Origin of the sequence: Pseudomonas sp. GL93 (assembly GCF_003408955.1) — a bacterium.
Classification (GTDB): Bacteria; Pseudomonadota; Gammaproteobacteria; order Pseudomonadales; family Pseudomonadaceae; genus Aquipseudomonas; species Aquipseudomonas paracarnis.
The window spans coordinates 82,419-94,966 of the sequence record NZ_NKRF01000044.1 but is presented as its reverse complement, the minus strand read 5'-3'; the positions used below and the strand labels follow the sequence as shown (position 1 = coordinate 94,966).

The 12,548-nt window shown below is 58.9% G+C and carries 8 protein-coding genes; 5 read left to right on the top strand and 3 right to left on the bottom strand.

Translation table 11 applies throughout. From position 1 onward, the window contains the following. Positions 1–126 precede the first annotated feature (126 nt). Entirely contained in the window at positions 127–2,577 is a 2,451-nt protein-coding gene (locus CER19_RS07635) for a glycogen/starch/alpha-glucan phosphorylase (protein WP_116665975.1), read from the bottom strand. 237 nt (positions 2,578–2,814) lie between these two features. On the opposite strand from CER19_RS07635, the gene CER19_RS07630 reads away from it, so the two are divergent. Next, complete coding sequence (locus CER19_RS07630; RefSeq protein ID WP_003187815.1) at positions 2,815–3,249, top strand: YkgJ family cysteine cluster protein; 435 nt, start codon at positions 2,815–2,817, stop codon at positions 3,247–3,249. A 192-nt stretch (positions 3,250–3,441) separates the two neighbouring features. Here the strand turns inward: CER19_RS07630 and typA are convergent, their stop codons facing one another. Both typA and thiI read right to left on the bottom strand, forming a co-directional pair. Continuing rightward, the gene (typA, locus tag CER19_RS07625) at positions 3,442–5,262 is read right to left on the bottom strand and encodes a translational GTPase TypA (protein ID WP_014716526.1); all 1,821 of its coding nucleotides are present in this window, start codon (positions 5,260–5,262) and stop codon (positions 3,442–3,444) included. Between the two features lie 139 nt (positions 5,263–5,401). After that, on the bottom strand, positions 5,402–6,856 hold the full coding sequence (thiI, locus tag CER19_RS07620) for a tRNA uracil 4-sulfurtransferase ThiI (RefSeq protein WP_034125541.1): 1,455 nt from the start codon (positions 6,854–6,856) through the stop codon (positions 5,402–5,404). Between the two features lie 334 nt (positions 6,857–7,190). Between thiI and glnA the strand changes: the two genes are divergently transcribed. The 4 genes from glnA (at position 7,191) to ntrC (ending at position 12,213) form a co-directional block, all read left to right on the top strand. Continuing rightward, positions 7,191–8,597, top strand: coding sequence for a type I glutamate--ammonia ligase (glnA, locus tag CER19_RS07610; protein ID WP_003187811.1), 1,407 nt, complete (start codon positions 7,191–7,193; stop codon positions 8,595–8,597). Positions 8,598–8,794: 197 nt separating this feature from the next. Further along, positions 8,795–9,331 (top strand): chorismate mutase, encoded by a 537-nt coding sequence (locus tag CER19_RS07605; RefSeq protein ID WP_116665974.1) that lies wholly within the window; start codon positions 8,795–8,797, stop codon positions 9,329–9,331. 363 nt (positions 9,332–9,694) lie between these two features. Further along, positions 9,695–10,780: a nitrogen regulation protein NR(II) gene (glnL, locus tag CER19_RS07600; RefSeq protein WP_014716523.1), complete on the top strand. Its 1,086-nt coding sequence runs from the start codon at positions 9,695–9,697 to the stop codon at positions 10,778–10,780. Continuing rightward, positions 10,777–12,213, top strand: a complete 1,437-nt coding sequence (gene ntrC / locus CER19_RS07595; protein ID WP_003187806.1) for a nitrogen regulation protein NR(I) — start codon at positions 10,777–10,779, stop codon at positions 12,211–12,213. Before glnL ends, ntrC begins: the two co-directional genes overlap by 4 nt. Positions 12,214–12,548: the final 335 nt, after the last annotated feature.

Genomic DNA, 12,548 nt, shown 5'->3' with positions numbered 1-12,548 from the left:
TGAACTCACTCGAATAAGATTTACGCATATCCAAACACCTCAGATTTGGGCGCTATCATAACGCCCGATTGAAGTGTCCAAAATCATTAGGCCAGTTCACCCTCGCTCCTACAGTGGCATCTGGGGTCAGTCGAGGGCTTTCCAGATCTCGGTGGCGTACTCCCTGATGGTCCGGTCCGAGCTGAACCAGCCCATGCGCGCGGTATTGAGCACCGCCGAACGCCACCATTCCTTGGAATCATGCCAATGCGCTTCGACTCGCGCCTGGGCGTCCCAGTAGGAATCAAAGTCGGCGCACACCAGGAAACGGTCGTAGTCGATCAGCCCATCGATCAGGCCCACATAGCGCCCCGGATCATCCGGCGAGAACACCCCGCCACGGATCGCTTGCAACACGTCGTTCAAGCGATGGGACGCGGCGATGTCCGGCCCGGCGTTGAACTCACCGGCGTGCTTGCGGGCTTCCACCTGCTGGGCACTGAGGCCGAAGATAAACATGTGCTCGGCGCCGACCCGCTCGTGCATCTCCACATTGGCGCCGTCCATGGTGCCGATGGTCAGCGCGCCGTTGAGGCCGAACTTCATGTTGCTGGTACCCGATGCTTCAAAGCCGGCAGTGGAAATCTGCTCCGACAAGTCCGCCGCCGGAATGATGCTTTCCGCCAGGCTGACGTTGTAGTTGGGCAGGAACACCACTTTGAGCAAACCGCGCACAGTCGGGTCGTTGTTGACGGTACGGGCGATGTCGTTGGTCAGCTTGATGATCAGCTTGGCCTGGTGGTAGCTGGCTGCAGCCTTGCCGGCGAAGATCTTCACCCGCGGCACCCAGTCGGTGCCCGGCTCGGCGCGGATCGCCTGGTACAGCGCCACGGTGTGCAGCAGGTTGAGCAGTTGGCGCTTGTATTCGTGGATGCGCTTGACCTGCACATCGAACATCGCCGCCGGGTTGATTGCGATACCCAGGCGCTCATGGATGATCTGGGCCAGTGCACGCTTGCTGTGCAGGCGCTGTTCAGCGAAGGACTTGCGGAAAGCCTGCTTCTCGGCGAACGGCTCCAATTCGATCAAACGCTGCTCGGGCTGATCGAGAATATCCGGCCCCAGGGCTTCCACCAGCATATCGGTCAGCTTGGGGTTGGCCTGGTACAACCAGCGGCGGAAGGTGATGCCGTTGGTTTTGTTGTTGATGCGCTCGGGATACAGCTTATGCAGCTCGGAGAACACCGTGCTGCGCATCAACTGAGTATGCAGGCCCGATACACCGTTGACGCTATGGGAGCCCAGGAACGCGAGGTTGCCCATGCGCACGCGGCGGCCGTTGTCTTCTTCGATCAGCGAGACGGCGCGCAGTACGTCGAAGTCGTGGATGCCCTTGGCGCGCAGCGAGTCGATGTGCTGGGCGTTGATCAGGTAGATGATCTGCATGTGCCGCGGCAGCATGCGTTCCATCAAACCTACCGGCCAGGTTTCCAGCGCCTCGGGAAGCAAGGTGTGGTTCGTGTAGGAAAGGGTCTCGACGGTGACATCCCACGCGGCTTCCCAGGGAATGTCATGCAGGTCGACCAGTTGGCGCATCAACTCGGCCACGGCGATGGACGGGTGGGTGTCGTTGAGCTGGATGGCGGCGTGTTCGCCCAGGCTCAGCACCGAACCGTGCATGTTCTTGTGGCGGCGCAGCAGATCCTGCAAGGACGCCGAAACGAAGAAGTACTCCTGGCGCAGGCGCAGTTCCTGCCCCGCTTCGGTGCTGTCGGCCGGGTAAAGCACGCGAGAGATGCTTTCGGCACGGGCCACTTCGGCGACGGCGCCCAAGTGGTCACCGGCATTGAAGCGCTCCAGGTGCAAGTCTTCTACAGCCCGTGCACGCCAAAGGCGCAGGGTGTTGACGCTGGCGCCACGCCAGCCGACTACCGGGGTGTCATAGGCAACAGCCCTGACAGTTTCGTTGGGCGACCACACCTGGATCATCTTGCCGGAAGCGTCCGCCAGGGTTTCGACGCTGCCGCCAAAGCCGATCGGGTAAATCACTTCGGCGCGTTCGAATTCCCAAGGGTTACCAAAATCCAGCCAGCGTTCGGTCTGCTCCTGCTGCCAGCCATCAACGATGGCCTGGCGGAACAAGCCGTGCTCATAGCGAATGCCATAGCCATGGCCGGCAATCCCCAAGGTCGACATGCTTTCCATAAAGCACGCCGCCAGACGGCCCAGGCCACCATTGCCGAGCGCCGCGTCGGGCTCCAGCAGGCGGATGCGCTCCAGATCCACGCCCAGCTCCGACAGTGCTTCGCGAGCGATCTCCAGCACACCCAGGTTGCTCAGGCTGTCGTAGAGCAAGCGGCCGATGAGAAATTCCAGGGACAGGTAATAAACACGCTTCTGGCCTTTGCGATAAATACGCCGCGTGTGGTCCATCCAGTGATCGACCATCTGGTCGCGGGCGGCCAGGGCAATGGCTTCGAACCAGTCATGGTCGAAAGCGTGATCCGGGTCCTTGCCCACCGCGTAGGTGAGTTTGGTCAAGACAGCATCGCGGAATGCGGCTACCTCTGCTTCTCGTGCAAGCGGTTCCTGAGACATCGGTGCGACCTCGGGCGAGATTGAAGGAGTTGCTAGAGCCTAGTCGGTCTGACAGACGGTAGACGTGCTGGTTCGGCAGTTTTTTAACTCATTCACCATGGACTGAATTTGATGCAGGGGTCGTGCCCGATCAGGCCCTGGCCAAACCTTTGAGCTGAAACCTGCAAAATATTGTTCAAAAAACCACCAATCCCGGTATGATCGCGCGCCCGGATAACGCCCCACCTTGGAACCTTGATGAAGCCTCAACTGATCGCCGCCGCGGAACTCGACCGTCTAGAGACCTGGCAGAAATACTCCGCCCATATGTGCGGCGGCTGCGTGTCCAGCTGCTGCACGCTGCCGGTGGAGGTGAAGATCAAGGACCTGATCCGCATTGGCATCGTCGATGAGTTCGAGCGCGGCGATCCGCCGAAGAACATCGCCAAGCGTTTGCAGAAAGAAGGCATCGTCGAGCGGTACAACAACAAGTCCGAAATTTTTACCCTGCAGCGCATGAGCAACAACGACTGCCTGTACCTGGATCGTAAGACGCGCTTTTGCACTATTTATGACAAGCGCCCGGATACGTGCCGCAACCACCCGAAAATCGGGCCGCGGCCGGGGTATTGCGCGTATAAGCCCAAGGAAGTGGTGCGCGAGACTAACTTCAAGACCCTCGACAAGTTCTGATCGCGCGCTGCGGGGCTGTTGAGGGCCCCATCGCAGGCAAGCCAGCTCCCACAGTTTGATTTGTGAAGACATTCAAATGTGGGAGCTGGCTTGCCTGCGATGGGGTCACTAAAGACAACACACAAACTGCAGGCATAAAAAAACGCCCCCGGCCTTTCGACCGGGGGCGTTTTTCATTCAGCCTGAGTTAACTCAGTTCTTGGCTTTCTTGGCAGCGCGGGTACGCTCGCCTTCGTCCAGGATCTTCTTACGCAGGCGGATCGACTTAGGCGTGACTTCGCACAGCTCGTCGTCCTGGATGAATTCCAGGGCCTGTTCCAGGGTGAAGCGAACAGGTGGAACCAGAGCGATGGTTTCGTCTTTGCCCGAAGCACGCATGTTGTCGAGCTTCTTGCCTTTGGTTGGGTTGACGCCCATGTCGTTGTCACGGCTGTTCAGACCAACGATCTGGCCGTTGTAGATCTCTTGACCGTGTTCAACGAACAGCTTGCCACGCGCCTGGAGGGTTTCCAGGGAGTAGGTCAGCGCCTTGCCGGTTTCTACCGATACCAGAACACCGTTCTGACGGCCGGACATGTCGCCGGACTTCATGGTGTCGTAGCGATCGAAGATCGAGGTCAGGATGCCAGCACCGTTGGTCAGGGTCAGGAACTGGTTACGGAAACCGATCAGACCACGAGCAGGGATGTTGTATTCCAGACGCACACGGCCTTTGCCATCCGGCACCATGTTGGTCAGGTCGCCCTTACGCAGGCCCATCTCTTCCATGACCTTGCCCTGGGATTCTTCAGGGGTGTCGATGGTGACGTTTTCGAACGGTTCCTGCTTCACGCCGTCAACCTGACGGATGATCACTTCCGGACGACCAACACCCATTTCGAAGCCTTCGCGACGCATGGTTTCGATCAGTACCGAGAGGTGCAGCTCACCACGGCCGGAGACCTTGAACTTGTCAGCCGAGTCGCCTTCTTCAACGCGCAGCGCAACGTTGTACAGCAGCTCTTTGTCCAGACGCTCCTTGATGTTACGGGAGGTCACGAACTTGCCTTCTTTACCGCAGAAAGGCGAGTCGTTTACCTGGAAGGTCATGGAAACGGTTGGCTCGTCAACGGTCAGAGGCTTCATCGCCTCGACGTTGTCCGGCTGGCACAGGGTGTCGGAGATGAACAGCGAGTCCATACCACTTACGCAGACGATGTCGCCAGCGAAAGCTTCTTCAACGTCGATGCGGTGCAGGCCGTGGTGACCCATCAGCTTCAGGATACGACCGTTACGCTTCTTGCCATCGGCGCCGATAGCGACAACCGGGGTGTTCGGCTTGACGCTACCACGAGCGATACGGCCAACGCCGATAACACCCAGGAAGCTGTTGTAGTCCAGTGCCGAGATTTGCATCTGGAACGGGCCTTCACGGTCGACCTTCGGTGCCGGTACGTTGTCGACGATCGACTGGTACAGCGGGGTCATGTCTTCAGCCATGTCGGTGTGGTCAAGACCAGCAATACCGTTCAGGGCCGAGGCGTAGATGACTTGGAAGTCCAGCTGTTCTTCGGTAGCACCCAGGTTGTCGAACAGGTCGAAGATCTGGTCCAGAACCCAGTCCGGACGCGCGCCTGGACGGTCAACCTTGTTGATGCACACGATCGGACGCAGGCCGGCTTCGAAAGCCTTCTTGGTCACGAAACGGGTTTGCGGCATAGGGCCGTCTTGAGCGTCAACCAGCAGCAGAACGGAGTCAACCATCGACATTACGCGTTCTACTTCGCCGCCGAAGTCGGCGTGGCCCGGGGTATCCACGATGTTGATGTGGTAGCCGTTCCAGTTGATAGCGGTGTTTTTTGCCAGGATGGTAATACCGCGCTCTTTTTCCTGGTCGTTGGAGTCCATCACGCGCTCGTCGTTGAGCTCGTTGCGCTCCAGGGTGCCGGATTGACGCAGGAGTTTGTCTACCAGGGTGGTTTTACCATGGTCAACGTGAGCAATGATGGCGATGTTACGTAGATTTTCGATCACTTGTGTATCTCGATCAGAGGATTCGGTGTGCTGACAGGTCGTGGCAGCGATTAACAGTAGAGTCAGGCCTTGCCGTTACAGCTTGACGGCAGAGTCGGGGGGCCGGTGACGCAGGCCACAGGCAAACAGCCCCGGGCTCTTAGCTCGGTCGATAAACGCGCACATTGGCATGCCCCTCACTGAGCAAATGGTGGGCATGCAGGCGACTCATCACGCCTTTGTCGCAATACAACAGGTACTGACGGCTGTTATCCAGTTCCTTGAAACGCGCGTTCAGTGCGTAGAACGGCAGCGTTTGCACGTCGATGCCCGCGATTTCCAGCGGCTCATCTTCGGCGGCATCCGGGTGACGGATGTCGACGACGATCTGGCCGGCCAGGGCTTCGCTGACTTCTTCGATCTGCACATCCTGGCCCAATTCGTCGATCACTCGATCGATTGGCACCAGCTTGGCGTTCTCGAGCGCACGCTCCAGAATCGCCATGTCGAATTCTTTTTCTTCATGCTCCACGCGGTGGCGCTTGGCGTGGGTCTTGGGGTTCACCGAAATGACCCCGCAGTATTCAGGCATATGCTTGGCAAAGTCGGCGGTGCCGATTTGCTCGGCCAGGTCGATGATGTCCTGCTTGTGGCTGGCGATCAGCGGGCGCAGCACCAGCTTCTCGGTCACGCAATCAATGATCGACAGGTTCGGCAGCGTCTGGCTGGAAACCTGGGAAATCGCTTCGCCGGTCACCAGGGCGTCGATCTGCAATTGATCGGCGATTCGGGACGCAGCGCGCAACATCATACGCTTCAATACTACGCCCATATGACTGTTATCGACTTTGCCGAGAATTTCGCCCAGCACTTCCTCGAACGGTACGCTTACAAATAGCACGCGCTGGGAGCTGCCGTATTTCTTCCAGATAAAGTGCGCGACTTCCATCACGCCCAATTCGTGTGCCCGCCCGCCCAGGTTGAAGAAGCAGAAGTGGCTCATCAGGCCGCGGCGCATGATCTGGTAGGCCGCCACCGTGGAATCGAAACCGCCGGACATCAATACCAGGGTCTGTTCCAGGGCACCCAGCGGGTAGCCGCCGATGCTGTTGTGCTGGCTGTGGATCACGAACAACCGTTGGTCGCGAATTTCCATGCGCACTTCGATTTGTGGCGCTTTCAGGGAAATTCCAGCTGCGCCGCACTCACGACGCAGCTTGCTGCCGACGTATTTCTCGACATCCATGGAGCTGAACGGGTGCTTGCCGGCACGCTTGCAACGCACCGAAAAAATCTTGCCTTCAAGCGCACTGCCGTAGTGCTGCTTGCACTTTTCGGTGATGTCGTCGAAGTCACCCAGCGGGTACTCATCCACCTGCAGAAAATGCGCGATGCCCGGCATGCAGCTCAGGCGCTCGGTCATGTCCTTCAAGGCTTTGGCGTCGGTAATGCGGGTTTCCAGCTCGAGGTTGTCCCACACGCCGTTCACCACCACAGCCGGGTCCAGGTCACGGAGCACGGCACGGATGTTCTTGGCCAACTGACGGATGAAACGCGTCCGTACCGGTCGGCTTTTGATGGTGATCTCGGGGAAGACTTTAACGATTAATTTCATGGAAACAGCGCGCGCCGGGCCTGCTGAAAAAGGGGGGCGCGGATTATAGCGGAAATCGCTCAAGGTTTAACCAGTTAATATGCATTGCGTACGCAATGCACCAAAACGGGTCATTTACACAAATAAACGCTACATTGCGGTGCGCGATTTATGCCGTTTTTGCCGATTGCACCGTTATAGGGGCCATTTTGAGGCAAAACGGCCATGTTGGCGCACTGGCATGCAATTTGCTCTCTTGTGAGGCAGGTTGCCTTGGCGGAGTATCCGCGCCGGCATCACCCAAATTCTAAGGGCTAACTCCACTACCCAAGCCCGAAGCCACCCGGAGGACACCATGTCGAAGTCGGTTCAACTCATCAAAGATCATGACGTTAAATGGATTGATCTGCGCTTCACGGACACAAAAGGCACTCAGCACCACGTGACCATGCCGGCTCGCGATGCGCTGGAAGATGACTTCTTCGAAGTCGGCAAGATGTTCGACGGTTCCTCCATCGCCGGCTGGAAAGGCATCGAAGCCTCCGACATGATCCTGCTGCCAGACGACAGCACAGCCGTACTCGACCCGTTCACCGAAGAGCCAACCCTGATCCTGGTGTGCGACATCATCGAGCCTTCGACCATGCAAGGCTATGACCGCGACCCACGCGCCATCGCCCACCGTGCCGAGGAATACCTGAAGTCCACCGGTATCGGCGACACCGCATTCTTCGGCCCTGAGCCAGAGTTCTTCATCTTCGACTCGGTGAAGTTCAAATCCGACATCTCCGGCTCCATGTTCAAGATTTTCTCCGAGCAAGGCTCGTGGATGTCCGACCAGGACGTGGAAGGCGGCAACAAAGGCCACCGTCCAGGCGTGAAAGGCGGCTACTTCCCAGTACCACCGTTCGACTTCGACCATGAAATCCGTACCTCCATGTGCAACGCACTGGAAGAAATGGGCCAGACCGTTGAAGTTCACCACCACGAAGTGGCGACTGCCGGCCAGAACGAAATCGGCGTGAAATTCAACACGCTGGTGAAGAAGGCTGACGAAGTTCAAACCCTGAAATACTGCGTGCACAACGTTGCCGATGCCTATGGCCGCACCGCTACCTTCATGCCTAAGCCGCTGTACGGCGATAACGGCTCGGGCATGCACGTTCACGTATCGATTTCCAAAGACGGCAAGAACACCTTCGCTGGCGAAGGCTATGCCGGCCTGTCCGATACCGCCCTGTATTTCATCGGCGGCATCATCAAGCACGGCAAGGCCCTGAACGGCTTCACCAACCCGTCGACCAACTCCTACAAGCGTCTGGTCCCAGGTTTTGAAGCGCCGGTGATGCTGGCCTACTCGGCACGCAACCGCTCCGCCTCGATCCGTATTCCTTACGTCAACAGCCCTAAAGGCCGTCGTATCGAAGCGCGCTTCCCAGACCCGGCTGCCAACCCTTACCTGGCCTTCGCCGCCCTGATGATGGCTGGCCTGGACGGTATCCAGAACAAGATCCACCCTGGCGACGCCGCCGACAAAAACTTGTATGACCTGCCGCCTGAAGAGGCCAAAGAGATCCCACAAGTGTGCGGCAGCCTGAAAGAAGCCCTGGAAGAGCTGGACAAGGGCCGTGCTTTCCTGACCAAAGGCGGCGTTTTCAGCGACGACTTCATCGACGCTTACATCGCCCTGAAAAGCGAAGAAGAAATCAAAGTACGCACCTTCGTACACCCACTGGAATACGAGCTGTACTACAGCTGCTGATCCGGTAGCGCTGCTAAGGTAGCGTGATGAAAAAGACCTCCTTCGGGAGGTCTTTTTTTTGCCTGAGATTATTTACGTCCCCCTCCTGTAGGAGCGAGCTTGCTCGCGAAAAACGCAAAGACATCGCATTTTTTCAACATTGGCGCGTTATCGTTAGCGACCTTCGCGAGCAAGCTCGCTCCTACAGAGGATCGCCCTTGAAACATCGACTTGTATTTGCCCTGCTGTTCATCAGTGCCAGTGCGAGCGCTGCGCCACCTACGCTCGACCCCCTGCTCAACAGCATCGCCGAACGCCTGGAGATTGCCGACCAGGTAGCACTGAGCAAGTGGGACAGCCACAAGCCCGTGGAGGACAAGAAGCGCGAGCAAGAGGTGATCGCCAGCGTCACTGCCCAGGCGCCGAGCTACAAGCTGGACCCGGCCGCTGCCGAGCAGTTCTTCGCCGCGCAGATCGAAGCCAACAAACTGGTGCAATACACCCACCTGTCCGATTGGCAGTTCCAGGGCAAAGCGCCCGACGACCCGCGCCCGGACTTGGTCCAGCAGATCCGCCCGCAATTGGACGAGCTGCAAAAAAGGCTACTGCAGCAGCTGGCCGACTTCACGCCCCTGCGCACTGACGCCAAATGCCCCCAATGGCTGGCCGAGGCCGTGCACGAACCACTGAATGATCCACTGCGCCAACTGGCGATGATCCGCGCCACCGCCGAGCTTTGCATCTATAAAGGTTAAAAGGACTGCAAATCCAATTAAAAATGTGGGAGCTGGCTTGCCTGCGATAACGGTGTTGAATGCACCACAGCTATCGCAGGCAAGCCAGCTCCCACACTGACTGCGATTTGCCTTCAAGCTTCAGTTGCTGAACAACCTTCACAAAATCGCACTATATTGGTGCGATAGCCTGCACCCTTCTCAATTGCCCAGCCCATTTTGGTTCGAAACTTCCCGTTCAAGCTGGCAGAACGCCACAGTTTCGCGCCTGAATCCCCTATTTCAGGGCATTAGCGCTTCTTTTCGGAGCCTTGGTTTGGTTTTTGCATTTTCCTTGTATCAGCGTGTGCCTCAAGCCCGCGCCTTGCTCCAAAAGAGGTCCCGATGACCATCAGCGATGCACTGCACCGTTTGTTACTCGACAACCTGACCACCGCGACCATCCTGCTCAATGCCGACCTGCGCCTTGAGTACATGAACCCGGCGGCGGAGATGCTCCTGGCGATCAGCGGCCAGCGTAGCCATGGGCAGTTCATCAGCGAATTGTTCACCGAGTCGGCCGAAGCCTTGAGCTCGTTGCGCCAGGCCGTGGAGCAGGCACACCCGTTCACCAAGCGCGAAGCGATGCTCACCGCGCTGACCGGGCAAACGTTGACCGTCGACTACGCCGTGACCCCGATCCTGAGCAATGGCGCGACCCTGCTGCTGCTCGAAGTCCACCCCCGCGACCGCCTGCTGCGCATCACCAAGGAGGAAGCGCAGTTGTCCAAGCAGGAAACCAGCAAGATGCTGGTGCGCGGCCTCGCCCACGAGATCAAGAACCCACTGGGCGGCATTCGCGGCGCGGCGCAGTTGTTGTCCCGCGAGCTGCCGGACGAGCACCTCAAGGACTACACCAACGTCATCATCGAAGAAGCCGACCGCCTGCGTAACCTGGTGGACCGCATGCTCGGCTCCAACAAGCTGCCGTCCCTGGCGATGACCAACGTGCATGAGGTGCTGGAGCGCGTCTGCCAACTGGTCGAGGCCGAAAGCCAGGGCTGCATCACCTTGGTGCGCGACTACGACCCAAGCATTCCCGACGTGTTGATCGACCGCGAACAGATGATCCAGGCGGTGCTCAACATCGTGCGCAACGCCATGCAGGCCATCAGCAGCCAGAACGAGCTGCGCCTGGGCCGCATCAGCCTGCGCACCCGCGCCCTGCGCCAGTTCACCATCGGCCATGTGCGCCATCGCCTGGTGACCAAGGTCGAGATCATCGACAACGGCCCCGGCATTCCTGCGGAGCTGCAGGAAACCATCTTCTTTCCCATGGTCAGCGGCCGCCCGGACGGTACCGGGCTGGGCCTGGCCATTACCCAGAACATCATCAGCCAGCATCAGGGCCTGATCGAATGTGAGAGCCACCCTGGCCACACCACGTTCTCGATCTTCCTGCCATTGGAACAAGGAGCCCCCACGACATGAGCCGTAGTGAAACTGTCTGGATCGTCGACGACGACCGTTCTATCCGCTGGGTCCTCGAAAAAGCCTTGCAACAGGAAGGCATGACCACCCAGAGCTTCGACAGCGCCGATGGGGTGATGAGCCGCCTGGCACGCCAGCAGCCGGACGTGATCATTTCCGATATCCGCATGCCTGGGGCCAGTGGCCTGGACTTGCTGGCGCGCATTCGCGAGCAGCACCCGCGCTTGCCGGTGATCATCATGACCGCCCACTCGGACCTGGACAGCGCTGTCGCGTCCTACCAGGGCGGCGCCTTTGAATACCTGCCCAAGCCGTTCGATGTGGATGAAGCGGTGGCGCTGGTCAAGCGCGCCAACCAGCACGCCCAGGAACAACAGAACCAGGAAGCCCCGCCGACCCTGACCCGCACCCCGGAAATCATCGGGGAAGCGCCGGCGATGCAGGAAGTGTTTCGCGCCATCGGGCGCTTGAGCCATTCCAACATCACTGTGCTGATCAACGGCGAATCGGGGACCGGCAAAGAACTGGTGGCCCACGCCCTGCACCGCCACAGTCCACGGGCGGCTTCGCCGTTCATCGCACTGAATATGGCGGCAATTCCCAAGGACCTGATGGAGTCCGAGTTGTTCGGCCATGAGAAAGGCGCATTCACCGGCGCGGCCAACCTGCGTCGCGGACGCTTTGAACAGGCGGACGGTGGCACGCTGTTCCTCGATGAAATCGGCGACATGCCGGCCGATACCCAGACTCGCTTACTGCGCGTGCTGGCTGACGGCGAGTTCTACCGTGTGGGCGGGCATACGCCGGTCAAGGTGGATGTGCGCATCATCGCGGCCACCCACCAGAACCTGGAAACACTGGTGCATGCGGGTAAATTCCGTGAGGACTTGTTCCACCGCCTCAACGTGATCCGCATCCACATCCCGCGAATGTCGGACCGTCGCGAAGATATCCCTACCCTCGCCCGCCATTTCCTCAGCCGCGCCGCCCTGGAGCTGGCCGTCGAGCCCAAGCTGCTCAAAAGCGAGACCGAGGAATACCTCAAGAACCTGCCGTGGCCCGGCAACGTGCGCCAACTGGAGAACACCTGCCGCTGGATCACCGTGATGGCTTCCGGGCGCGAAGTGCACATCAGCGACCTGCCGCCGGAGCTGCTGAGCCTGCCGCAGGACTCGGCTCCCGTGACCAACTGGGAACAAGCGCTGCGCCAATGGGCGGACCAGGCCTTGGCACGCGGCCAATCGAACCTGCTGGACAGTGCCGTGCCGGCGTTCGAGCGGATCATGATCGAGACCGCGCTCAAACACACCGCCGGCCGCCGCCGCGATGCCGCCGTGCTGCTGGGGTGGGGGCGCAATACCCTGACGCGCAAGATCAAGGAATTGGGGATGAAGGTAGATGGTGGGGATGATGATGAGGGTGATGAGGCCTGATCACATTCCCCAAACCCACTGAAGATCCAAGGTGGGAGCGGGCTTGCTCGCGAATGCAGTGTGTCAGTCGCCGGATGTATTGGCTGGCCCACCGCCTTCGCGAGCAAGCCCGCTCCCACATTTGGATCTTCATAAAGCTCGAGTTTGTGCACCGCTTCAATGCACGATGAACCGGCATTGAGCACAGACCCGAAACCTCACAGAGCGCGTTTGCTACAAAGTTCTCAATCGTAGAACCTACCAAAGCCCCGTATTCCGGGGCTTTGCGCTTTTTGGAATTTTTTTCAAGCAGCAATTGCAAGTTTTGGCACGCCCCCTGCAATACCCCTTGTACT

Bases quoted from the DNA above. Each gene is read 5' to 3' on its own strand.
- CER19_RS07635 (WP_116665975.1), bottom strand. From the start codon at position 2,577: ATGTCTCAGGAACCGCTTGCACGAGAAGCAGAGGTAGCCGCATTCCGC.
- CER19_RS07630 (WP_003187815.1), top strand. From the start codon at position 2,815: ATGAAGCCTCAACTGATCGCCGCCGCGGAACTCGACCGTCTAGAGACC.
- thiI (WP_034125541.1), bottom strand. From the start codon at position 6,856: ATGAAATTAATCGTTAAAGTCTTCCCCGAGATCACCATCAAAAGCCGA.
- glnA (WP_003187811.1), top strand. From the start codon at position 7,191: ATGTCGAAGTCGGTTCAACTCATCAAAGATCATGACGTTAAATGGATT.
- glnL (WP_014716523.1), top strand. From the start codon at position 9,695: ATGACCATCAGCGATGCACTGCACCGTTTGTTACTCGACAACCTGACC.
- ntrC (WP_003187806.1), top strand. From the start codon at position 10,777: ATGAGCCGTAGTGAAACTGTCTGGATCGTCGACGACGACCGTTCTATC.